The sequence below is a fragment of the Dokdonella sp. genome, from assembly GCF_017744955.1.
GTDB lineage: Bacteria > Pseudomonadota > Gammaproteobacteria > Xanthomonadales > Rhodanobacteraceae > Dokdonella_A.
Window position 1 is genome coordinate 687,975 of sequence record NZ_JAGIAG010000002.1, and the last position, 22,978, is coordinate 710,952.

Below are 22,978 nucleotides of genomic sequence, written 5' to 3' on the forward strand. Positions count from 1 at the left end.
TATAGGCCGGCGCGGGATGCGCGTACCCCTGTCTTCGGAGGGGGAAGCGGTGGATCGTCGGACGTGAACGGGCCCCCTCGCACGAGCGCGCCGTCCGCCTCCGCTGACGGATGGTCCCGCTTCGCCGCCGAACCTAGCCTTTGCCGGCATCGCTGCACGAGGTGCATGCGACGACTCCCCCTCCCGACAAAGGATCCATCATGCGACTGCTTCCCCTCGCCGGCGCCGTCTGCGCCGCCCTCATCGCCGGTTCGGCGACCGCCACCGTCACGCTCAAGCCGCTCGACCGCCGCATCAACGACGCGTCGCTGGACTCGATCCAGGAATTGGACGGCACGCGCCCGTTCGTGAAGACCACCAACGGCGAACCGACGATCGCCGAATACGGTCTCGCGCTGGTGTCCGTGTTCAACACGGTCGGCGCGCAGGTGGCCGCCAACGAACAAGGCCAGCCGTACCTCGAGCGCAACCTTCGCCTCGCCTACTCGCACTCGCAGGACGGCGGCCGCACCTGGCGCAGCGACTACCTGCCGCCGCTGCCCGGCAGCACGACGACGCTCGGCTACGGCATGGTCGCCAACGACCGGCTCGGCCGCTTCTACGCCAGCGGCCTCGGCCGCGACGCGAACGGACGCATCACCGTGACGGTGAACCGCTCCGTCGACGGCGGGCGCAACTTCGCCGCCGCGGTGCCGGTCGATTCGGCCGGCCGCGCGGATCGTCCCTGGCTCGCCGTCGGCCCGGCGGTGGGCAAGACCTCCGCGCGCTTTCGCGACAACGTCTACCTGAGCTGGGTCAGCTTCGACGACAGCGTGGGTTCCAGCGTGCTGCGCTTCGCCCGGTCGACCGACGGCGGCGCCACCTTCACGACCAAGACGGTGTTCGCGCCGCCGCCCGATCCGAACCAGAACAATCCGCAGAACGTGGTGCAGTTCCCGACCGTCGCGGTCGACGCGTACAACGGCCGCATCTACGTCGCGTTCCTGCAGTTCGGCTTCGTCTCCAGCGACTACCTGCGCATCATGACCTCGGACGACGGCGGCGAGACGTTCCGTCCGCTGGCGTTCAACCGCCCCGGTTCGCCGTCGCCGGAGGTGCTGCCGTCGGTGCAGCCCGGCACCTACACCGAATGCAGCGCGACGCGCTTCGAACAGCCCGGCAGTCCGCCGCTGTTCTTCGGCAACACGGTGCTGACCCTGCACAGCGGTCCGAACCTCGGCGGCTCGGCCAGCGGCTATCCGCGCTACGCCAACGCCACGCGCGTCAACATGCAGCCGATGCTGGCGGTGTCCAAGGACGTGATCCACATGGTGTGGGCGGCCTCGACCAGCGACGACTTCGGCGCGGCGACCTCCGGCGCGAACGTCCTCTACATGCGTTCGGACAACAACGGCGTCACCTGGAGCGAACCGAAGGCCATCAACGCGAACGCGGGCGGCAGCAACCGCAGCGTGACGCCGGCGATCGCGATCGGTTCGTTCGCGGGCGAGACCGCGCTGCCGCTGCTGCCCTCGACGAACAACGTGCACATCACCTACTACACGCAGGAGCCCGACGGCACGCTCAGCTTCAACCTCGCCCAGTCCAGCGATCGCGGCCGCAGCTTCCCGGACAGCAAGAAGCGCCGGCTCAATTCGAACCCGATCGAACTCGCGCCGTCCAGCGTGCCGATGCCGACGGAGGCCAATCCGTACCAGATGACCCACTACGACCGCCTGGTCACGCCGTGCTCGTCGCTCGGCGAATACACCGGCCTCAGCGTCGGCCCCGGCGTGCTGCACGCCGTGTGGGGCGATTCGAGCGCGACGATGCAGCAGCCGGTGCATCCGCTCGATCCGATCTCGGGCCAGACGCACGCCAAGGAGAACGTGCACTTCACCACCCAGCTGGCGTTCTGACGCCGGCAAAGGCGGCACGGCGGGTATCGCCGTGCCGTCGATCCGATGTATCCGATACCGGCGTGCGCGGTGACGTGCCTCGCCGGCTATCGCGAAGACGTGCGCGGCACCGACCGCCTCCGAGGGATGGCTGGGCAGCTCGTCGACCTGCGTCTTCGGCGCTCCACGCCTTGCCGCGTCGCGTGACGCATCCGCCCGTATTCCCCAGTCTTCCCGCCTCGCGCGTTCAGCGGAAAAAATTACGCGACCGACGCCTGTCTTTCCGCTCTGTCCGGTGCAGCGCAGCCTTGCCGCCGGCGAGATTCCCCACGCGGCGGCAGCGACATTCGCCTCGCAACGAGGAGCGAAGGTCTCCGCTGCTACCCGGGGTCGCACGGTTCGTCGGCACGGCGCGTGACTCGGTCGGCGGCAGGACGTGGCACGTCGAATGCTTGTACTTCGCGCTTCGGCGCGGTCCTCGGACGGCTTCGGAGCGGAATGTTCCGGGAACCATCGAGGAGACATCGCATGAACTCATGGATCGCCACGTCGGCCGAGCTTCCGCAGGAAGGCGACACCGTTCTGTTCGTCGTCGAGCGGCGCTGCATCGTGCTCTGCGGCATCTACGCCGAATGCACGTTCAAGTCGCGCTGGTCGCGCTACCATCCGGGCGAGGTCAGCGAATGGTGCCGGCTCGACGCGGATGCCGCCGAGCGCGTCTATCATGAGACGGCTCGACGGAAGAGCGCGCACATCGGTGCGCGGGCCGCCTGAGCCACCGGCTCGCGCCGATGATCGCTCCGCTTGCGGGCGTGAGAAGATCGACGGCCGAGCCGCCCACTGCGGGCGCGCCCGCAGCGGGAATGCCGGGAAAGAATCGTCTTGCACTCCGGACAACTCTACGACGACGACAGCCTGATCGAGACCGCCGTCCGCTTCGCGACCGGCGGGCTGGATCGCGGGCACGCGCTGTTCGTGATCGCCACGCCGCTGCACGCGGCCGCGCTGCGCCGCCGCCTCGCCGCCGAGGGACTCGACCCGGCCGCCCTCGCCGCCGCGCAGCGCTACGTGGAACTCGATGCCGAGGCGGTGCTGGCGACGATCGTCGACGGCAGCGTCGTCGAGGAAGGCTTCGAACGCATCGTCGGCCGTCCCGTTCTCGCCGCGGCGGCGCGCTGCGGCGGCGTGGCGGTGTTCACCGAGATGATCAGCCTGCTGTGCGCGGCCGGCCGCTTCGAGGTCGCCCTGCGCGTGGAGCAATGCTGGTCCGGGCTGTCGGGTCACGCCGTGCTCGACCTGCTGTGCGCCTACCGGCTCGCACATCTGGCTCCCGGCGGCGGCGAAGCGCCGCCCGATGCGATCGGGGCGGCGCGCGCCGACTACCTGGCCCTCGCCGATCCGCAACACCGGCGCCTGGTGGCGATGCTGCTGCGGCACGCGCAGGCGCTCGATCAGGAGCTGGCGCTGCGCCGTACGCTGCAGCAGCATCTGACGCGCAGCGAACTGGAACTCGCCGACTTCCTCGAGAACGGCATCGAGCCGCTGCACAAGCTCGCCGCCGACGGCACGATCCTGTGGGCCAACCGCGCCGAACTCGCCCTGCTCGGCTACGCCGAGGACGAGTACGTCGGCCGCAACATCGCCGACTTCCACGTCGATCCGGAGGTCGCGCGCGAGTGCCTGCGCCGGGTGCTCGTCGACGAGCCGCTGTGCGAAGTACCGGCGCAGCTGCGGCACAAGGACGGCTCGATCCGCCACGTGTCGATCCGCTCGAACGTGTTCCGCCTCGACGGACGCTTCGTGCACGCGCGCTGCGTCTCGCGCGACGTCACGGCGCAGGTGCAGACCGAGGCGCGGCTGCGCGAGGAACTCGACGCCTGGGAAGTGCTGCGGCGCACCGGCGTCGCGCTCGGCAGCGAGCGGGACGTCGAACGCCTGATGCAGACGGTCACCGACGCGGCGGTCGAGCTCACGCACGCGCGCTTCGGCGTGCTGCTTCATCACAACGGCGACGCGTCGCCGCCGCAGCTCTGGCTGCGCACCGCGGCCGGCGACGCCGGCGATGCGCTGGCGGATCTTCCGTTCTCGTTGAGCGAGGAAATCCTCTCCGCCACCTTGCGCGACGGCCGCATCGTCCGCCGCGAGGATCTGCCCCGCTCCGCGGCGGCGGATGCCGCGCCCGCCACCGTGCGCAGCTATCTGGCGGCGCCGCTGACGGCGCGTTCGGGGCAGATTCGCGGCGGCCTGTTCCTCGTGCACGCCGAGGCCGGCGTGTTCACGCGGCGCGACGAACTGGTCGTCGAGGGCATCGCCGCGCAGGCGGTGATCGCGATCGACAACGCGCGCCTGTTCGAGGCGAACGAGCGGTCGATGAAGGAGCAGAACACCTTCAACGAGACGCTGGAACGGCGCATCGTCGAGCGCACGGAAGCCCTGCATCGCAGCGAGCAGCAGCTCGACCAGCTGCTGTCCGGCATCGCCGACTACGCGATCTTCCTGCTCGACGCCGATGGGCGCGTGCTGACCTGGAACACCGGCGCCGAGCGCATCGCCGGCTACACGGCAGCGGAAGTCATCGGGGAGAACTTCACCCGCTTCTACACGCCCGACGACCGCGCCGCCGCGATGCCGCAGCGCGCGCTGGCGATCGCACGCGCCGAAGGCAAGTACGAGGCCGAAGGCTGGCGCATGCGCAAGGACGGCTCGCGCTTCTGGGCCAGCGTGCTGATCGACGCGATCCACGACGCCGGCGGCGAGGTCGTCGGCTTCGCCAAGGTCACGCGCGACATGACCGAACGGCGCGCGATCGAGGAGCAGCTGCAGCAGTCGCAGCGCATGGAGGCGGTCGGGCGCATGACCGGCGGCGTCGCGCACGACTTCAACAACCTGCTGACGATCATCATCGGCAACCTCGACGGGATCTGCCGCGAAACCGGCCTGCGGCCGAAGGTGCGCACCGCCGCCGAGCACGCGCTGCGCGGCGCGCAGCGCGCCACCGCGCTGACCCAGCAGCTGCTCGCGTTCTCGCGCCGCCAGACGTTGAACCCGCAGCCGACCGACATCAACCGGCTGGTCGCCGGCACCGCCGAGCTGCTCAAGCGCACGTTCGGCGAGTCGATCGCGATCGCCACCGAGCTGTCCGGCGACCTGGCCGCCTGCGCGGTCGACGCGGCGCAGCTGGAGAGCGCGCTGATCAACCTGGCGATGAACGCGCGCGACGCGATGCCGACCGGCGGGCGCCTGACCATCTCGACGGCGAACATGCGCGTCGACGTTCCGGCGGTGCCGGTCCTGCTGCAGGACTGCGTGATGATCGCGGTGACCGACACCGGCGTCGGCATGAGCGACGACGTGCGCGATCACGCCTTCGAACCGTTCTTCACCACCAAGCCGGCCGGCCGCGGCACCGGCCTCGGCCTCAGCCAGGTGTACGGCTTCGTCAAGCAGTCCGGCGGCCTGGTCCGCCTGCACAGCGAGCCCGGCCGCGGCACCACGGTCACGATCTGCCTGCCGCGGCTGGACGCGGAAATGCCGCAGGTCGCGGAGGCGAAGCCGGCCGAGGCGCCCGGCGGCAGCGGCACGGTGCTGGTGGTCGAGGACAACGAGGACGTGCGCAGCTACGGCGCCGGCCTGCTGCGCGAACTCGGCTTCGACGTGCTGGAGGCGGCCGACGGCGAATCGGCGCTGACCTTGTTCGAGCGCCATCCCGAAGTGCGCCTCCTGTTCACCGACGTCGGCCTGCCCGGCATCGACGGCGTGCGCCTGGCCGAGGAGGCGCGCCGCGAGCGGCCCGATCTCAAGGTGCTGTTCACCACCGGCTACGCGCACCATTCGCTGGCGCTGTCGGCGCGGCCGGAGTCCGGCACCGGCCTGCTCAGGAAACCGTACATGCACGCGCAGCTCGCGCACGGCGTGCGCGAGCTGCTCGACGCCGACGTCGCCACCGCCGAGCCGCTGACCGCGCTGCTGGTCGAGGACGACGCGATGCTGCGCGACCTCACCGCGCGCCTGCTCGAGCGCATGCGCTTCGAGGTGGTCGCGGCCGATTCCGTCGAAGCCGCGCTGCGCGTGCTGGAGAGCGGCCGCTGCTTCGATTTCGCGCTGATCGACCGCCTGCTCGGCGACGGCGACGGCATCGTCGTCGCACGCGCCCTGCGCGCCGGCTGCCCGCCGACGCCGGTGCTGCTGGTCACCGGCTACGGCGATCCGGAAGCGGACGACGGCGGCGAGCTGCCGATGGAGACGCTGCACAAGCCCTACGGCTACGACGCGCTCGCCGACGCGATCGCGCGGCTCGGCGTGCGCGTCGAGCGGCCGATGCCGGATCGCCCGTGATCGGCAGCACGATGTCGGTGATGTAGCTCGAACGGGCCGGCGCGACGAGGAACACATACGCCCGCGGTATGTCCCCCGGCTGCGCCGGGCGCCTCATCTCGCTCGCGCTGCCGAACTCGGCGACGTATTCGGGCGGAGGCGTCGGCCGGATTCAGCGCGTCCACACCGGCCCCGGCGCGACCGCGGTCGCGCGATGCGCTTCACGACCGTCTGCGCGAGTTGCGCAGGAAACGCAGCACCGCCCGTTCGATGCGATCGAGGCCGGCGCGGCCACGCGGCGTGCGCTGGTGGACGTCGCGCAGCCGCTGCGCCGGCGCACCGGCGACGGCCTCGAGAACGAGCGGATGCACGTAGGCGCGCTGGCAGACCGCCGGCGTGTTGCCGAGCGCGTCCGCGGCGCTCTCGATCGCGCTCTTCAGCGTCGCCCGCCGCGTCTCGTCGACGTCTTGCGCGAGCAGTTCGCGCGCGACGATCACCGTCGCCGACCAGGTGCGGAAGTCCTTCGCCGTGAACTCGCCCCGCGTGACGTCGCGCAGGTAGGCGTTGACGTGGGTGGAGGTGACGCCGTGGACGCGACCGCCGGCGACGTATTGGAACAGCCGCTGGCCCGGCAGGTCGCGGCAGCGCCGGATCACCGCGGCGACGCGCGCGTCGGACAGCGCGACCTGGTGCCTGCGTCCGGATTTGCCGCGGAACACGAAGCGCACTTCGTCGCCGAGCACGCGCGCGTGGCGGCTGCGCAAGGTGCTCAGTCCGTATGAACCGTTGCTTCGTGCGTATTCCTCGTTGCCGACGCGGATCTGCGTACGGTCGAGCAGGCGCAAGATCGCCGCGATCACCTTCTCCCTCGGCATGCCGCGTTCGCGCAGGTCGCGCGCGATGCGCCGGCGCAGCGCCGGCAGCGCGTCGGCGAAGGCGATCGTGCGCGCGAACTTGGTGCCGTCGCGCGCGGTGCGCCATGCCGCGTGATATCGGTACTGCTTGCGTCCGCGTTCGTCGCGGCCGGTCGCCTGCAGATGGCCGTCGGCGCTGCGGCAGATCCACACGTCGGTGTACGCCGGCGGAATCGCCAAGGCGCGGATGCGCGCCAGGGCGCGTGCGTCGCGCAACGGCCGGCCGCGGCTGTCGACGTAGGCGAACCCGCGTCCGCGGCGGTGCCGCGCATAGCCTGGTTCGGCGTCGGACACGTAGCGCAGTCGCATGTGTGGGGCGGTCCGGTTCAACGCGCGGCGGTTTTCGCGGAAGGCACGGCCGCGAATCCTTCCGGACCTCGCGCCGGCTTCATGCGATCGAGCGGCACCGGCCTGGCAGGCTGTACGTCGCTCGCGACTGACGCGTACGGTGGGGTCGGCTGCATCGGGAATCTCCTTGCGCACATGCGTGCGAGGCCAGCAGCAATTTCCGATCCAGCGTCGCCGCCACGCGTTCGCGAGGTGTGGCGGGAAAATTCGACTGTCCGGCGGAATTTCTTTCCCCTCGCCTCCCCCGTACACGCCGCCGCGCCGCCGCGTGACTCGACCGTGGCACATCGCTTGCTCACCCAATGTCGTATCGATTCCGCACCGATCCCAAGGAGACGCCGATGAAAACCACCTACCTCCTCCTCGCCGCGCTCGCGTTCGCCGGCAGCGCACTCGCCAAGGGTTCATCCGCCGATCGCGACTTCGCCACGCAGGCGGCGCGCGACGGCGCCGGCGAAGTGGCGCTCGGACGGCTCGCCGTCTCGCAAGGCCGGAGCCAGGCCGTGAAGACCTTCGGCCAGCACATGGTCGACGACCACACCAAGGCCGGCGACGAACTGAAGGCCGCCGCGCGCCAGGACCACATCGACCTGCCGAGCGAGGCGCAGAGCGAGCGGCCGGGCACCGATTCGATCGCGTCGCTGCGCGGCGCGGAGTTCGACCACGCCTATGCGCGCAAGATGGTCGAGGACCACGAGAAGGCGGTCGCGCTGTTCCGCCACGAGACGCAGAGCGCCGGCGACTCGCACGTGAAGACGTTCGCGCGCAAGACGCTGCCGACGCTCGAGCAGCACCTGCGCATGGCGCGCGAGCTGCAGACGCAGACCGCAACGAACGGCAAGGCCGACGCCGGCAAGCCTTGACGCGACGTGCGCGCCGTTCGACCGCTGCGCGTCGCGCATGCCGCCGTCACCGGCTTCGTCGCGCACGACGATCTGACGCTGGCGGCGAGCATCGCCTACTACACTGCGCTGTCGCTGGCGCCGCTGCTGGTGCTGGCGCTGTGGCTGGCGGCATCGGTCACGCCGAATGCGCAGGCCGAAATCGCCGTCCAGGTCGGCGCCCTCGCCGGCGAGCAGGCGCGTGCCGCGGTGGCGACGATCCTCGACAACGCGTCGCGGCGTCCATCGTTCGGCAGCGCGGCGGGAATCGCCGGCGCGGTGCTGCTGGTGATCAGTGCGAGCGCGGTGTTCTCGCAGCTGCAGACCGCGTTGAACGTGGTGTGGAGCGACGCCGGCCGTGAACGCGTACTGCGCGCCGGCGCGCTGCGCGCCTGGCTGCGGCGGCGGCTGCTGTCGTTCGGTCTGCTGGCGGCGTTCGTGTTCCTGCTGATCGTGTCGCTGACGGTCAGCACTGTGCTGGCGGTGTTGCTGCCGCGCACCGGCGCCGCGTGGGACGTCGTCAACCAGCTCGTCGCCGTGGTCGTGTTCGCGGCGCTGTTCGCCGGCTTGTTCGCCTACCTGCCGGACCGACGGCCGCCCTGGCACGCGATTCATCTCGGCGCTGTCGCGACGGCGCTGTTGTTCGCCGCCGGCAAGTACGCGATCGGCGAATACCTCGCCCACAGCGGCATCGCCGGCGCCTATGGACCGGCCGGTTCGCTGGCCTTGCTGCTGGTGTGGGTCTACTACTCGGCGGCGATCTTCCTGTTCGGCGCCGAGCTGGTGCGCGCGCTCGCGCCGGGCGGCGAATGACGCTTGGCATGTCGATTGCTCGACTCCGGGCATCCTCGTCGCGGGAACGTTCCGTTCCCGCTGCCGTCCCGGAGGTTCCATCGCTCGCGCCCGTTCGTCGGCTCTTCGCGGGACCCTACAGGAGATCGTTCCGTCCCCGCTTCCACACGATCGTCCTCCCCGCGAAACCGACCTCTTGGGGACTGCCGCGACGGCAGTCCCCTTTTTTGTCGTCGACCACGCGTGCCGCGCTTACCGTCGCCGCGGCGGGCGCGGCGCGTCCTTCTCCTCGATCTCGATGTCGGTGGTCTTGCCCGGATCCGGCGGAATCGGCTGGCTCGGATCGCTGGCGTCGCCCTGATCCTTCCTGCGCGCTCGGCGCGGAGTCGGAGGCGCGGGAGTGGGAGCCGGCTCGCGGGTTTTCGGTTGCCGCTTCATGTCGCTGTCCTCTTCGGGAAGGGCGCGCGCGACATGCGCCGCGCAGACGCGGCGATGTTCGCGCAAAGCCAGGCGAAGCGAATGCATCGGCGGCTCAGTCGAGCTGCCAGGCGCGCTCGCGCTCCTGCCGCTCGTGGCGCAGGTCGTCGGCGATATCGGCCAGCGACGCGCCGCAGGCGTAGGTGCCGACGATCCAATGCACCGGCACCGGCGGCGGCGTGTCGGCCGAGGTTCCGCGCACCAGGCACCGGTCGTCGATCCAGACGGTGACGTGGATGCAGGCGGACGCGCGCGCGACGCAGGCGGCGAGCACGTCGACGTCGTCACGCAGCGAGCCGATTTCCAGTACCGCCATCTGCTCGCGTTGCCGCGGCGTCGCGCGATGTCGGCGCGGCCGCGCGGAGATGCCGGACGGCGCAGCCGGCAATGCCAGTTCGTCAGTGATGCGCATGATGGCCCTCCCGGTCGCCGGCGCCGTCGACGAGAACGTCGATCCCCGCGCCCGAGGCGCAAGGTGATGCGGGCGAAAGTCCGACAGCGGCAGCATGCTCGAGAGGGGGTAAGGCGCGCGCTTGCGCGCCGATTCCGGCGCGACGCTGCGGATGGCGGCCGATGCCGCTGGACGCGCCGATGACGAGGGCGGTGTGCATGATGGAAAGGCTCCGCTCGAGAAAAAAGATGCGGGGCATCCCCGCGGAGAGCGCAGACGCATCATTCGTGCCACGAGGGAGAGACCTGCATTTGCCTGAACGGAAACGGCCGACGTTGCGTAGCCGTTACGCAGGGGCGGCAAATTTTTCCACCCGTCCGAAACTCGCTCGGAACGGAGGCGAAGCGATGGATGACGGCTTAAGGAAAAAACAACGCTGCCTTCACTCTCGCGGTAGGTGCAAAGAAAGTACCGTCGGGATACATTTTTCTACATTTCGCGTTCTCGCCCGGAAGTTTTCGTCCGTAGAACGAGGGCGCGAAGATCGCAGCCAGCTCGCGGCGGGAATGCGATCGTGGAAAAGCTCTCGGATGTCGCTGCGGGCGCGGGTACGCCGCGGTTTTCCGTACATTCGCCGGAGGCGACGATGACTGATTTCATTCGTGAGGGGAACGTGCTGCTGGTCGACGACAACGCGGATTTCTGTTCCGCGGTGTACGACGTCGCCAGCACCTCCAGTTGCAAGATGGTGTCGGTCGATACGCTCGCAGCGGCGCGGCGCGCCGCGGCCGACGACGAGTTCGACCTGCTGCTGATCGACATCTCGCTGCCGGACGGCAACGGGCTGGACCTGGTCGACCAGATCGACCTCGCTTCGCACGGCAAGGTGGCCGTCGTCACCGGCAACCCGTCGATCGAGAGCGCGGTGCGCGCGGTGCGCGCGCCGATCGTGGAGTACCTGGTCAAGCCGATCTCCAGCGACCTGTTGATCAGGCTGATGGAGGATGCGCACACGCGCGCGCTGACGCGCCAATCGCTGTCGGGACAGCAGCTCAGCGGCATGGTCGGCCGCAGCGCGGCGATGCAGAGCCTGTTCGAGCAGGTGCGCCGCGTCGCACCGCTCGACGTCTGCGTGCTCGTGCAGGGCGAAAGCGGCACCGGCAAGGAACTGGTCGCGCGCGCCGTGCACGACCTGAGCGGTCGTGAAGGACGCTTCGTCGCCGTCAACTGCGGCGCGATCGCGCCGGACCTGCTCAGCAGCCAGCTGTTCGGGCACGAGCGCGGTTCCTTCACCGGCGCGGTGCAGTCGCACGCGGGCTTCTTCGAGCAGGCCGAGGGCGGCACGCTGTTCCTCGACGAGATCACCGAGATGCCGGCGGCGCTGCAGGTGTTCCTGCTGCGCGTGCTGGAGACGCGCACGCTGACGCGCGTGGGCGGCACGCGCGAGATTCCGATCGACGTGCGCGTGATCGCCGCGTGCAACCGCGATCCGCTGCAGGCGGTCGAGAACGGCCATCTGCGCGCGGATCTCTACTATCGGCTGAGCGAGTTTCCGATCGAGGCGCCGGCGCTGCGCGACCGCCGCGACGACATCCCGCTGCTCGCCAACCACTTCCTCGCCCGGCTCAACGAGCGCTACGGCACCGCGCGCCACTTCGATCCGGCTTCGTTGCGCCGGCTGGTCGAGCGCCCGTGGCCCGGCAATGTGCGCGAACTGCGCCACGCCGTGCAGCGGCACTACATCCTCTCCGACGGCGACGTCGTCGCGATCCGCCCCGAGGCGCCGCCGCGTCCGGTCGTCGAGAGCGACGGCGCGATCCGCTTCGCCGTCGGCATGACCTTCGACGTGGTCGAGCGGGAGATGCTGCTGAAGACGCTGGCCAGCTGCAACAACAACAAGCGCCAGGCCGCGCGCGTGCTCGGCATCACCGCCAAGACGATCTACAACCGCCTGCTGCGCTACCGCGCGCAGGGACTGATCGACGACACCCTCGTCGGCACGCCGCCCGAGGACGGCGACACCGAGCACTGAGCGCGCGCGCTCAGAAGCGGTCGACGAATTCGAGTGCGACGCCGGTCGAGCGGGCGGCCAGCACGAGGCGGTCGCGCACGTCCGCCGCGGCGGAGTCGCTCTGCGCATGCACCTCCACGTCGTGGAAGTCCGTGCCGAGATCGTCGACGAGTCCGAGCGAGGTCGAGTCGTCGCGCAGATGGCTCTGCTGGTCGCCGACTTCCTCGATCCGATCGACGTGTTCGAGCGACTCGAGCGTCTTCATCACGCGTTCGACCGCGATCGCCGGGCCGGTCAGGCGCAGGCGGACGATGCTCACGGCGTCCTCCGCGCATGACGGCCGGACCACACGGCGACGGTTGTAGCGAATCGGTTCGGCACGGGCGCCTCCTCCTGCTGGGACTTCGCCCGATGCCCTTCAGATTCCATGCCAAGGCACGCGTCGCCGAGTCCGGCATCAGCCGTCGAGCGGAAACACCAGGCTGATCGCGGTGCCCTGCCCCGGCACCGTCTCCACGCTGATCGAACCTCCCGCGCGGCGCGCCGTGTCGCGCACCTGCACCAGGCCGAGGCCGTCGGCGCCGTCGCGCGTGCTGAAGAACGACTCGAACGCGCGCCGCCGCACTTCCTCGGTCATGCCGCCGCCGCTGTCGACCGCGGTCAGCAGCAGGAAGCCGCGACCTTCGGTTTCGACGCCGTGCGCGTCGCGGTTGCGCGTGGTCAGCAGCAGGCGTCCGCCGTCGGGCATCGCCGCGCGCGCGTTCGCCGCCAGGTGCAGCAATGCGGTGCGCAGGAACCTGGGGTCGCAGCGGATGCGTGCGTCGGCGGCGTCGAGCCGCAGTTCGAGCGCGGCCGCGCCGAGCGCCGTCCGCAATTCGTCGCTGCAGTGTTCGATCAGCGCATGCGCGTCGAGCGCGACGGCCTGCTCGCAGCGGCCGGATGCCTGCGCCATCGCGGTGGTGAAATCGCGCTGATGCCGGATCGCCTCGACCACGCCCGTGAGCAGGGTGCGCACGCGCTCGTCGCCTTCGATCCGCGTTGCGAGTTCGACGCCGACCAGGACTCTTCCCAGCAGGTTGTTGATGTCGTGTGCGAATTGCCCGGCGAGTTGCCCGAGCGTTTCCAAGGCTGGCGCGCCAGTCGCCTCCGGCGAGGGCGCGGAGTGGTCTCGATGACGCGCGTCCATGCTCGGCATCCTAACGCAAGCGCTCCTGTGCGGAACGTGAATCCCGATTGGGCAAGCTTTTCGCGCGCATCGAAAGGATTTCACGCCGATGCCTTCGCCGCGTGCTCTCCGCGTCGCGGCGGGCATGATCGCTGCGGCCTCGCCCGCAGTACGAAGCGCGGAGGCTTCTTCCATGCAGGCTCCCGTTTGTCACGGCAGCCGCGACGTGCGCGTCGAAATCCTCGCCGATCTCCCGATCCGGGCCGATGAGGACGACGCGTGCCGCAAGGTCGTGCTGGTTCCCGGCACGCTGGTTCCGGCGCGAGTCGACCGCGACGGCGATCGACGTCGCTTCCCGCCATCGTCGGATGCGGCGACGACGGCGCATCCCATCGATGGTCCGTTTCCTGCTTGAAGCAGGTTCGAGATGAAAACGCATCGTGCCGTCCGGACTTTCTTCCCGTCCGCGCGCCACGCCGAGTTTCGATCCGCACCGCCGCCGCGGCGAGCGGTGGGTGCGAACTCTTTTCCGCCCCGGAGGCAGTGTCCCCCCGGCGCGCATCGTCAGGAGGTTCTTCGTGAGATCCATCGCCGTGACAGTGGCAAGAGGCCTGCCCCCGGAAGCCGCGGTCGGACTGCCGGTGCTGCGCCGGCGGCCGGGGGAGCCGCTGCGCATCGCACAGGTGGCGCCGTTGATCGAGTCGGTGCCGCCGACGCGCTACGGTGGCACCGAGCGCGTGGTCGCCTATCTCTCCGAAGCGCTGACGGCGCTCGGCCACGAGGTGACCTTGTTCGCCTCGGCCGATTCGCGCGCCGCCGTGCCCATCGCCGCATGCTGTCCGCGTGCGCTGCGCGAGGATGCCGCCGCCTGCGACCCCGGCCTGTGGTCGGTATTGCAGTTGCGTCGCCTTCTCGATCGCGCCGGGCACTTCGACATGGTGCATTTCCACAGCGGCTACGTGCACTTCCTGCTCGACGAGCGCCTGCCGCCGTACGTGACCACGATGCACGGCCGCCTCGACCGCGATCCGGCCGAGTTCTACGCGCGCCACGCGGCGCCGCTGGTGTCGATCTCGGCGGCGCAGCGCACGCCGCTGCCACACGTGAACTGGGCCGGCACCGTGCATCACGGCCTGCCGCGCGACCTGCTGCGGCCGGGGCCGGGCGGCGACTATCTCGCCTTCGTCGGCCGTCTGTCGCGCGAGAAACGCGTCGACTCGGCGATCGAGATCGCGCGGCGCGCCGGCCTGCCGTTGAAGATCATCGCCAAGATCGACGCCGCCGACGCGCTCTACGTCGAGCGCGAAGTGCGCCACCTGCTCGACGCTCCCGGCGTCGAGTTCCTCGGCGAAGGCGACGAGAAGGCCAAGCAGGCGCTGCTCGGCGGCGCCGCCGCGTTGCTGTTTCCGATCGACTGGCCCGAGCCGTTCGGGCTGGTGATGATCGAGGCGCTGGCCTGCGCGACGCCGGTGATCGCGTTCCGGCGCGGTTCGGTGCCGGAGGTCGTCGAGCACGGCCGCACCGGCTTCGTCGTCGATTCGATCGACGAAGCGGTCGCCGCGGTCGGCCGCCTCGGCACGCTCGATCGCGCGACATGCCGCGCCGAGTTCGAGCGCCGCTTCACCGCCGAGCGCATGGCGCGCGACTACGAGCGCGTGTATCGCGACATCCTCGAACGCCGCGCCGCGCTCCCGGAGGACCCGGCGCAGGAGATCCCGTCATGGCCTCGTCACCCGTCCTGAGCGCGCCGCATCCCGGCACGCAGCCGGGCGATCCGTATCGCGTCGCCTCCGATTCGGTCTATGCCGACGAATCGGCCTACGTGCTGAACCACGCCGACACCTTCGCGGTGATCGACCGCTGGGGCGACGTGCGCGCCGGCGGCGGCGGATCGCAAGGCGTCTACCATCGCGACACGCGCTATCTGTCGTTGCTGCAGGCGCGCCTGAACGGCGAGCGCCCGGTGCTGCTGACCTCGACCGTCACCGACGACAACCTGACGATGATCGTGGAGACCTGCAACGCGGAGGCGCCGGACCTGCCGAAGAGCGCGCTGCATCTGCGCAAGCGCATCGCGATCCACGCCGGCTTGTGCGACGCGGTGTTCGAGGTGCACAACTACGGCCTGGAGGCGCACGAGGTGGAACTGGCCGTGCGCGCCGACGCCGATTTCCGCGACATCTTCGAGGTGCGAGGCATGCATCGCCCGGCGCCGGCGCCGGCGCGCACCGCCGAGCTGCGCGAACGCGGCATCGCCTTCGACTACGAAGGACTGGACGGCGTCTCGCGGCGCACGCGGCTGGAATTCTCGCTCGCGCCGGAGTCGGTCGACGCCGACGGCTACGCGCGGTTCCGCTGGACGTTGCCGCCGGGTGGCACGGCGCGGCTGGTCGTCGCCGCGGTCTTCGTGCAGTGGAACGCGCCGCCGGTCGAGGACGCAGTCCCGGCGCACGCCACCGCCGTGCGCGCGGGCCACTGGCGCGAGCGGCTGCCGACGATCGAGACCAACTACGGACCGTTGAATCTGTGGCTGGCGCGCAGCGCGGCCGACCTCGTCTCGCTGATCACCGACACGCCGCACGGCCCGTATCCGTACGCCGGCGTGCCCTGGTACAACACCGCGTTCGGGCGCGACGGGCTGATCACCGCGCTGGAGCTGTTGTGGCCGCTGCCGGAACTGGCCGCGGGCGTGCTGCGCTTCCTCGCCGCGACGCAGGCGCAGGTCAGCGACGCCGCGCGCGACGCCGAGCCCGGCAAGATCGTGCACGAGACGCGGCTCGGCGAGATGGCGCGCCTCGGCGAAGTGCCGTTCGGACGCTACTACGGCGCGGTCGACGGCACGCCGCTGTTCGTCGTGCTCGCCGGCGAATACCTGCGCCGCACCGGCGACCTCGCCCTGGTGCGCGAGCTGTGGCCGGCGATCGAGGCCGCGCTCGGCTGGATCCGCGAACACGGCGATCTCGACGGCGACGGCTTCGTCGAATACGCCAACCGCTCCGGCGACGGCCTCGCCAACCAGGGCTGGAAGGACTCGGTCGATTCGGTCTCGCACGCCGACGGCCGCCTGGCGACGGCGCCGATCGCGTTGTGCGAGGTGCAGGGTTACGTCTACGCGGCGTGGAACGACGCCGCCTACATGCTGCACCGACTCGGCGACGCGGCCGGCGCGCGCCGCCTGCGCGAGACCGCGCGCACACTGAAACAGCGCTTCAACCAGGTCTACTGGGACGCGGCGCGCGCTACCTACGCGCTGGCGCTCGACGGCGACAAGCGTCCGTGCCTGGTGCGCGCATCGAACGCCGGCCAGTGCCTGTGGACGCGCATCGCGCATCGCGCCAAGGCCGAGCGCCTGGCGCGGAGCCTGTTCGAGCCGTCGATGTTCAGCGGCTGGGGCGTGCGCACGCTCGGCGCCGGCGAGGCGCGCTACAACCCGTTGTCGTACCACAACGGCTCGGTCTGGCCGCACGACAACGCGCTGATCGCGCTGGGGCTGGCGCGCTACGGATTTTCGGACGCGGCGGCACGCGTGTTCGCCGCGCTGCTGGAGGCGGCGACGGCGTTGCCGCTGCATCGCATGCCGGAGCTGTATTGCGGCTTCGAGCGCACCCCGTGCAGCGCGCCGGTGCCCTACCCGGTCGCCTGCTCGCCGCAGGCCTGGGCGGTCGGCACGGTCTACCTGCTGCTCGGCGCGCTGCTCGGGCTCCACATAGACGCGCCGCGCCGCACGCTCGCGTTCCGCTCGCCGCGGCTGCCGCCCGAGGTCGACTGGTTGCGCATCGAGCGCTGGCACCTGTGCGACGGCCCGTGCGAACTGGAATTCCGCCGCCACGGCGCGGACATCGCGCTCAACGTGACGCGCAAGCCGGCCGGCTGGACCGTGCTGACGATCAAGTAGCCGGCGTTCCCGTCCGTCGTCGCGTCAGCGCTTCGGCGCGCGCGTGCAGGTGTCGTATTCCGCGCGCGTCAGGCGTCCGTCGCGATCGGCGTCGCAGTGCTCGAAATGGCCGCCGAGCCAGCGATCGCGCGCGGCGGGGAATCGCCAGCCAGTCGAGAAAGCCGAACGGCGCGCGCCAGAGCCGAATGCGTCGCGTCGAAACGTGGAAGACCGGTCGCGTGCGCGGCTGAATCCGCGCCAACACCTTCGTGCGTCGTTCATGCGGGTTTGTCGCGTCGCTCGCTAGACCTGAAGGCCCGCACGGAGAGTCGTTGTGTCGAAGATCTGGATCCTGGTCGCCGACAGCTCGCGCGCACGGCTGTTTTCGGGAAACGCCGACCGTTCATTGCGCGAGATCGAGAACCGGCTCAATCCCGACGGGCGCGCGCAGGATCGCGAACTAGTCAGCGACCGTGCCTCGCGCATGCCGGCGATGTCGGGTCGCCCGCGCGGCGCGCTCGAGGCGAGTTCGGCCGAGGACCACGTCACCGAGCAGTTCGCGCGCGCGCTGCGCGACGTGCTCGAACGCGGACGCACCAGCGGCGCCTACGACCGTCTGGCGCTGATCGCGCCGCCGGAATTCCTCGGCGTCCTGCGTGCGACAGCCGGAGATCAGGTGAGCCGCCACGTCATCGTCGAGATCGACAAGAACCTGACCGAGCGCACCGCCGCGGAGATCGGCAGCTATCTGCCCGAGCATCTGTGGCGCGAGGCGGAGCAGGAATGACCGGCGGCGCCGGCGATCCTCGCGCGCACTGAGACGCGCCTGGTCGCGGCTGGTCGCGCCGTCTCGTCGGCGGCTCCGCGCCGAGCGCTACGCGTCGCCGGGCGTGCGCGCGGCGGCCTGCTTGTCCTGCGGCAGGTTGCGCTTGTGGTTCTGCACCTTCTTCGCCGCGACGCTCGAGCGCGCGCCGGTGATCATCTCGGTCAGCCACTTGATCAGCACGGTGGTGTATTCGCGCTGCGCGGCCTTGCCGGTGAAGCCGTGGTCGGCGTCGGCGACGATGCGCGCGGTGATCGAGCGCACCTTGGCGAACGCGGCCTGGTAGTTCTCCGCCACCGGATGCGGCACGACGTCGTCGTGCTCCGCCTCGACCAGCAGCACGTCGCCGGTGTACGAGGCGCAGGCCTGCAAGGCGCGGTTGTCGCCGGCGCTCAGGCGCCGGCGCCGGTAGGCCGGCAGTTCCGGATCGTTGTGCAGCTCGAGCTTCGGCCGTTCCCAGTCCTGGTCCTTGTAGATCGCCGGCGAACGCAGCGCGAGCCAGCGCACGCGGCGCAAGGACGTCAGCAGCGCGGCGAGATAGCCGCCGTAGCTGACGCCGACCACCGCGATCGCCTCCTGGTCGACGTTCGTCCGGCTCGCCAGCCAGTCGTAGGCGGCGAGCACGTCGGCGAGGTTCTGCGCGCGGCTGACGCGCGCGGCCTCGGCGACGTCGCCGGCGTGGCCGCGCAGGTCGAGCGTCACGCAGATGCAGCCGAGGCCGGCGGCCTCCTTCGCGCGCGCCAGGTCGTGCACCTGGCTGCCGCCCCAGCCGTGCACGAACAGCACGCCCGGCAGTTCGTGCGCCGGCGCCAGCAGCGTGCCGCCGAGACGGGTGTCGTCGACGTCGATGCCGATGGTCTCAAGCCGGATGTCCATGCGCGTCCACCAACGAGTACTTGGTCATCCGGCCGGCGTTCGGATCGTCGCCGCGGAAGGAAACGATCGCTCCGCGCGGCGGTTCGACGTCGTCGTAGATCTCGTGCGTGCTGGCGCGCACCCGATGCAGGCCGGGATCGCGCTCGAACGCGTGCAGCGCGGCGATCTCGGCCGGGCTGGCGCCGCCGAAACGCCAGGATTGCTCGAGCACGCCGATGTGCATGCCGTCGTCGGCGTCGCGGCCGCAGGCGACGTCGTAGTTGTGGCGCGAGGCGAAGAAGCGCGGGAACGCACGCACGACGGCGGCTTCGTAGCGTTGCGCCCGGGTCAGCGCCGCGCGCAGGGCCGCGGACATGTCGGCGCGCTCGGGCGGGCCGGCGCCGTCGCGCATCACGACCAGTTCGCTGCCGCCGTAGACGTCGTGGCCGTGGTGGTTGCGCACGGTGTGCTGGGTGCCGTAGTAGGCGATGCGCCGTCCGCCGACCTGCAGATGGCCGATGCTGTAGGTGACCGCCTCCTCCAGGTTCTGCTCGACGACCACGCCGCAGGCCTGCAGCTCGGCGTCGTCGACGGCGGCCAGCGCGGCGTCGAATTCGTCGATGTCGGCGACCACGGTCTGGCCGGCGCCGCCGGTGCCGACGGCACGCTTCAGGCGCGCGCGCCCGCGTTGCAGCACGCGCCGTGCGGCGAGGCGCGCGTCCCCGCGCGCGAACGCGGTGAAGCCGTACAGCACGGCGTCTTCGAGCTGCGCGGCGAGCGCCGGCACCCAGCCTGCCGGTGCGTGCGCCTCGGCCGAGACCGTGCCGTGCGTGAGGGCCTTGGTGGCGACGAACGCGTGCGGCGCGACACCGCCGAACAGGTCGCGGTCGGACAGCACGCCGATCCGCACGGCGTCGTCGGCGTGCAGCGTGTCGTCCGGGACGAAATACGCGTGCCCCGCCGCGAAACGCCGCTCGCGATAGTCGCCGGCGTAGGCGTAGCCGAGCAGGTCGGCCAGACGCGCGGCGGCGTGCGCGCGCGAGAGGTAGTCGTGTCCCATCTTCTCCACGCCGCGTCGACGCGACAGCAGGATCACTTGTCCTTCGCTCATGGGCCTCCCGTGGAACCTGCGCGCGTGGCGATTCGACCGCACGGCGAGCGGCGCGGTGTGCGCATGGCCGTACGTGGGCGGACGGGCCGAAGCGCCGCGGTACGCCCGGCACCGTCGCGCGCCCCGGCACCGCGCCGGGCGCGCGCTAGAAGCGCAGGCGCGCATACGCGGCCGGCCCGTGCAGATGCAGATCCAGATCGGCGTCGTAGCGCGACGAGTCGCGTTCGAGGCGAATGCGCGTGACCGCGTATTCGAGGCCGACGCCGAGGTGGGTGAACGGAAACCATTCCACGCCGGCCGCCGCGTTCCAGGCGTGCCCGTTCAGCTTCCCGCCGTTCTTCTTCACACCCGATCCGTCGGCGTAGAAGCGCCAGCGGTCGCTCGGCGCGTAGCGCCAGCCGAACGTCAGCAGCGGCGCGACGGCGTCGGCGTCGTAGCGTTCGCCGACGCGCACGCGGGTGTCGTCGGCGGAAACCTCGGCCGAGACGCCGACCTTCACGCGGTAGTAGGCCGCGCCGACGCCGAGGCCGAACACGCTGGGACCGTCGCCGAACCACCAGCGATAGGCGGCGCTGCCGAAGTCCAGGTCGAAGCGGCTGCGCAGCTGCGCGCCGACGTCGAAGCGGGCGTCGCCGATGTCGAAGGAACGCTGCAGAGCCTGCGAACGGCTGTGGCGGAACGAGAAGTAGTCGAACTCCAGTCCCTGGTGGTCGCCGATCAGGAATTCGAGCCGCGCGCGGCCGAGCGTCTCGTTGCCGCTCTTCGGTTCGATGCTGGCGCGACCGAGGCCGTAACGCTCGCTGGAAGCGCTCAACCGGATGTCGGCGTCGGCGTAGTAGCCGCCGAGCGAAAGGCCGATGCGGTCGATTGCGGGCGACGGCTCGGCCTGCGCGCTGGTGGCGACGAAAGTGAGGAGGAGAACCGCGCAGGGGCGGATCGGATTCATCATGCACTCCGTGGAATCGACGAAGCGGCGGGTGCAACGGACATGCCAGTGCATCGTGCGGCAGCCAGGCGTATTCCTCCGCCGTGCGCAGCGCGGTCGGATCGCGAAATTTTCGCGGCGGCGGAAAGTTTTTCATCGACGCGCGCGGCCGATCGACTGCCGCTGCGCGCGTGTCGCGCGGCATGTGCGCGGCGCGCAGCCGTGGCATGTGAATTGCTGAAGCGGTTCCGACCACAGCGACCCGCTCCGGAGAATCCGCCATGCCCTTGAACGAGAACCGCAACGCAATCGAACTGCTCAAGCACGATCACCGCAAGGTGGACGCGTTGTTCGCCGAGATGGAGTCGGAATCCTCCGACGAGCGCAAACTGGAACTCGGCCGCACGATCTGCATCGAGCTGACCGTGCATACGCGCATCGAAGAGGAGCTGTTCTATCCGGCGGCCAAGGAAGCGCTGCCCGAGAAGAAAGCCGATCTCATCGCCGAGGCCGACGTCGAGCACGGCTCCCTGAAGCGGCTGATCGCCGACATCGACGGCAGCGCGATCGGCGACGAGCTGTTCGAGGCGCGCTTCACGGTGTTGAAGGAATACGTGCAGCATCACGTCAAGGAAGAGGAGAACGAGCTGATGCCGGCGGTCGAGCGCACCGAGATCGACCTCGACGCGCTCGGCGAGCAGCTCGCCGAACGCAAGCAGGCCCTCGAACGCGAACTGCAGGCGGCCCCTGCCCGCTCGTCCGGCCGCGCGCGGCGGATTTCGCTGCCCGCGCCGCGCGCGCGGCGCGCCGCCGCCAAGAAGACGCGGCGACCCGCGACGAAGAAGAGCGCGCATCGCGCCGCGGCCACCAAGAAACGCGCACCGGCGAGCAAGCGCGCCTCGGCGGCTTCGCGAAAGACCACGCGCCAGGCGCGCAAGAGCGCCGCTCCCGCGAAGACCTCGACGCGCAAGCGTGCGCAGGCGCGCCGCGCGCGCGGATCGCGCAGCTGACCGGCCTATGCGCGCTGCCGCTTCGACGCGGCGGCGCTCCCCCGTGCGGAGTGACGACCATGACCGAACGCGACCGCAAGGACCCCCATCCCGACGGACCGCCGCCGCGGTTGCCGCCGGAGCCACCGCACGAGCGCCAGCGGCGCAAGCGGCACGAGAGCGAGAACCTCGACGATGCGCTCGAGCAGACGTTCCCCGCCAGCGATCCGGTCGCACCGTTCGTTCCGGCACGCGCGCCGGACGACGAGAACGTACCGGAACAGCGCGCGCCGAAGCGGCGCGTGCCGGACGACGACGCCGGCAGCCAGTGAAGCGGCCGGAACGGGACTTCCGGCCGCACTTACTTCCGTTCGGAGGCGTCCGCGTCGCGCGCAGCGGCGAGCCAGCGCACCGTCGGCTGCGACGGCCCGAGCAGGCGCACGCCGCTGTCCTCCAGGGCGAGCTGGATGCGACCGATCAGGTCGGACTTGACGCTACCCAGGTCCGTCGCCCTGGCCCAGATCTGCACCAGCAACAGCAGCCCGCGCTCGCCGAGGTCGCCGGCCAGGACCACCGGCGCCGGCTGTTCGAGGATGCGGCGGTCGCCGCCGATCGCTCCGCGCAGCGTGTCGAGCGCGCGGGTCACCTCGGTGTCCGGCGCGACCCACAGATTCAGGTCGACGCGCCGCGTCGGGCAGCGCGACACGTTGACGATCGGCTGCGCCGTGATCGAGCCGTTCGGCAGCGTGATCATGCGGTTGTCGGCGGCGCGCAGCACGGTCTGGAACAGGTGCACGCTCTCGATCGTGCCTTCCTGGCCGGCGGCGACGACGTATTCGCCGGCGCGGAACGGGCGCAGCACCATCAGCATCACGCCGGCGGCGAGCTGCGCCAGGGAATCCTTCAGCGCCAATCCGATCGCCAGGCCCGCCGCGCCCAGCGCGGCGAGGAAGGAACTGGTCGGAATGCCGGCCAGCTGCAGCGCGGCGATGGCGACCATGATCGCGCCCGCGGTGGACAGCGCGGTGGCGATGAAGTCGGCGAGCAGGCGGTCGATCCGGCGCAGCAGCAGGCGGCGCTCGAGCGCGCGCGCGGCGCGGCGGGCCAGTGCCACGCCGACGACGACCAGCAGCAGCGCGATCGCGATGCGCAGGCCGAAGTGGCCGAGTTCGTCGGTCCACTTGTCCAGCAGCGTCGTCAATTCCACCACGGCGCCCCGCCGGGGGAAGAT

Annotated in this window: 21 protein-coding genes; 12 read left to right on the forward strand and 9 right to left on the reverse strand. The window is 70.7% G+C overall.

From position 1 onward, the window contains the following. The first annotated feature begins 200 nt into the window (after positions 1–200). The 3 genes from J7520_RS08030 (at position 201) to J7520_RS08040 (ending at position 6,212) form a co-directional block, all read left to right on the forward strand. On the forward strand, positions 201–1,898 hold the full coding sequence (locus tag J7520_RS08030; protein WP_291186336.1) for a sialidase family protein: 1,698 nt from the start codon (positions 201–203) through the stop codon (positions 1,896–1,898). A 507-nt stretch (positions 1,899–2,405) separates the two neighbouring features. Continuing rightward, the gene (locus J7520_RS08035) at positions 2,406–2,651 is read left to right on the forward strand and encodes a hypothetical protein (protein WP_291186339.1); all 246 of its coding nucleotides are present in this window, start codon (positions 2,406–2,408) and stop codon (positions 2,649–2,651) included. 108 nt (positions 2,652–2,759) lie between these two features. Continuing rightward, the gene (locus J7520_RS08040) at positions 2,760–6,212 is read left to right on the forward strand and encodes a PAS domain S-box protein (RefSeq protein WP_291186341.1); all 3,453 of its coding nucleotides are present in this window, start codon (positions 2,760–2,762) and stop codon (positions 6,210–6,212) included. A 200-nt stretch (positions 6,213–6,412) separates the two neighbouring features. Here J7520_RS08040 and J7520_RS08045 read toward each other — a convergent pair whose 3' ends face one another. Further along, positions 6,413–7,414, reverse strand: a complete 1,002-nt coding sequence (locus J7520_RS08045; protein ID WP_291186344.1) for a DNA topoisomerase IB — start codon at positions 7,412–7,414, stop codon at positions 6,413–6,415. A 380-nt stretch (positions 7,415–7,794) separates the two neighbouring features. On the opposite strand from J7520_RS08045, the gene J7520_RS08050 reads away from it, so the two are divergent. Together J7520_RS08050 and J7520_RS08055 are read left to right on the forward strand one after the other, a co-directional pair. Continuing rightward, positions 7,795–8,316, forward strand: coding sequence for a DUF4142 domain-containing protein (locus tag J7520_RS08050; RefSeq protein ID WP_291186347.1), 522 nt, complete (start codon positions 7,795–7,797; stop codon positions 8,314–8,316). Positions 8,317–8,322: 6 nt separating this feature from the next. Beyond that, positions 8,323–9,147, forward strand: coding sequence for a YihY/virulence factor BrkB family protein (locus tag J7520_RS08055; protein ID WP_291186349.1), 825 nt, complete (start codon positions 8,323–8,325; stop codon positions 9,145–9,147). A 511-nt stretch (positions 9,148–9,658) separates the two neighbouring features. Here the strand turns inward: J7520_RS08055 and J7520_RS08060 are convergent. Continuing rightward, complete coding sequence (locus tag J7520_RS08060) at positions 9,659–10,015, reverse strand: hypothetical protein (protein WP_291186352.1); 357 nt, start codon at positions 10,013–10,015, stop codon at positions 9,659–9,661. After that, positions 10,002–10,214, reverse strand: coding sequence for a hypothetical protein (locus J7520_RS08065; RefSeq protein ID WP_291186355.1), 213 nt, complete (start codon positions 10,212–10,214; stop codon positions 10,002–10,004). The genes J7520_RS08060 and J7520_RS08065 overlap by 14 nt, the downstream gene beginning before the upstream one ends. Before the next feature lie 426 nt (positions 10,215–10,640). On the opposite strand from J7520_RS08065, the gene J7520_RS08070 reads away from it, so the two are divergent. Next, on the forward strand, positions 10,641–12,026 hold the full coding sequence (locus J7520_RS08070) for a sigma-54 dependent transcriptional regulator (RefSeq protein ID WP_291186358.1): 1,386 nt from the start codon (positions 10,641–10,643) through the stop codon (positions 12,024–12,026). A 10-nt stretch (positions 12,027–12,036) separates the two neighbouring features. Here the strand turns inward: J7520_RS08070 and J7520_RS08075 are convergent, their stop codons facing one another. Both J7520_RS08075 and J7520_RS08080 read right to left on the reverse strand, forming a co-directional pair. After that, positions 12,037–12,324, reverse strand: a complete 288-nt coding sequence (locus J7520_RS08075; RefSeq protein WP_291186361.1) for a hypothetical protein — start codon at positions 12,322–12,324, stop codon at positions 12,037–12,039. A 138-nt stretch (positions 12,325–12,462) separates the two neighbouring features. Further along, positions 12,463–13,191: an ATP-binding protein gene (locus J7520_RS08080; RefSeq protein ID WP_291186364.1), complete on the reverse strand. Its 729-nt coding sequence runs from the start codon at positions 13,189–13,191 to the stop codon at positions 12,463–12,465. Positions 13,192–13,363: 172 nt separating this feature from the next. Between J7520_RS08080 and J7520_RS08085 the strand changes: the two genes are divergently transcribed. The 4 genes from J7520_RS08085 (at position 13,364) to J7520_RS08100 (ending at position 17,831) form a co-directional block, all read left to right on the forward strand. Next, positions 13,364–13,585, forward strand: coding sequence for a hypothetical protein (locus tag J7520_RS08085; RefSeq protein ID WP_291186367.1), 222 nt, complete (start codon positions 13,364–13,366; stop codon positions 13,583–13,585). 163 nt (positions 13,586–13,748) lie between these two features. Continuing rightward, a complete protein-coding gene (locus tag J7520_RS08090; protein ID WP_291186369.1) occupies positions 13,749–14,912 on the forward strand; it encodes a glycosyltransferase family 4 protein in 1,164 nt (387 codons plus the stop codon). Next, entirely contained in the window at positions 14,891–17,065 is a 2,175-nt protein-coding gene (locus J7520_RS08095; protein ID WP_291186374.1) for a glycogen debranching N-terminal domain-containing protein, read from the forward strand. The genes J7520_RS08090 and J7520_RS08095 overlap by 22 nt, the downstream gene beginning before the upstream one ends. Positions 17,066–17,378: 313 nt before the next feature. Beyond that, positions 17,379–17,831 carry a host attachment protein gene (locus J7520_RS08100; RefSeq protein ID WP_291186375.1) on the forward strand — a complete coding sequence of 151 codons (453 nt, stop codon included), beginning with the start codon at positions 17,379–17,381 and terminating at the stop codon, positions 17,829–17,831. An 87-nt stretch (positions 17,832–17,918) separates the two neighbouring features. On the opposite strand, the gene J7520_RS08105 is transcribed toward J7520_RS08100, so the two are convergent. The 3 genes from J7520_RS08105 to J7520_RS08115 all read right to left on the reverse strand — a co-directional run bounded on the left by J7520_RS08105 (position 17,919) and on the right by J7520_RS08115 (position 20,779). Further along, positions 17,919–18,743, reverse strand: coding sequence for an alpha/beta fold hydrolase (locus J7520_RS08105; RefSeq protein WP_291186379.1), 825 nt, complete (start codon positions 18,741–18,743; stop codon positions 17,919–17,921). Then, on the reverse strand, positions 18,727–19,833 hold the full coding sequence (locus J7520_RS08110) for a DUF3182 family protein (protein WP_291186382.1): 1,107 nt from the start codon (positions 19,831–19,833) through the stop codon (positions 18,727–18,729). The genes J7520_RS08105 and J7520_RS08110 overlap by 17 nt, the downstream gene beginning before the upstream one ends. Before the next feature lie 145 nt (positions 19,834–19,978). After that, entirely contained in the window at positions 19,979–20,779 is an 801-nt protein-coding gene (locus tag J7520_RS08115; RefSeq protein WP_291186385.1) for a hypothetical protein, read from the reverse strand. 260 nt (positions 20,780–21,039) lie between these two features. On the opposite strand from J7520_RS08115, the gene J7520_RS08120 reads away from it, so the two are divergent. After that, positions 21,040–21,768 carry a hemerythrin domain-containing protein gene (locus tag J7520_RS08120; RefSeq protein ID WP_291186388.1) on the forward strand — a complete coding sequence of 243 codons (729 nt, stop codon included), beginning with the start codon at positions 21,040–21,042 and terminating at the stop codon, positions 21,766–21,768. A 59-nt stretch (positions 21,769–21,827) separates the two neighbouring features. Next, positions 21,828–22,079 carry a hypothetical protein gene (locus J7520_RS08125; protein WP_291186391.1) on the forward strand — a complete coding sequence of 84 codons (252 nt, stop codon included), beginning with the start codon at positions 21,828–21,830 and terminating at the stop codon, positions 22,077–22,079. Between the two features lie 29 nt (positions 22,080–22,108). Here J7520_RS08125 and J7520_RS08130 read toward each other — a convergent pair whose 3' ends face one another. Next, positions 22,109–22,957: a mechanosensitive ion channel domain-containing protein gene (locus J7520_RS08130; RefSeq protein ID WP_291186394.1), complete on the reverse strand. Its 849-nt coding sequence runs from the start codon at positions 22,955–22,957 to the stop codon at positions 22,109–22,111. Positions 22,958–22,978 lie beyond the last annotated feature (21 nt).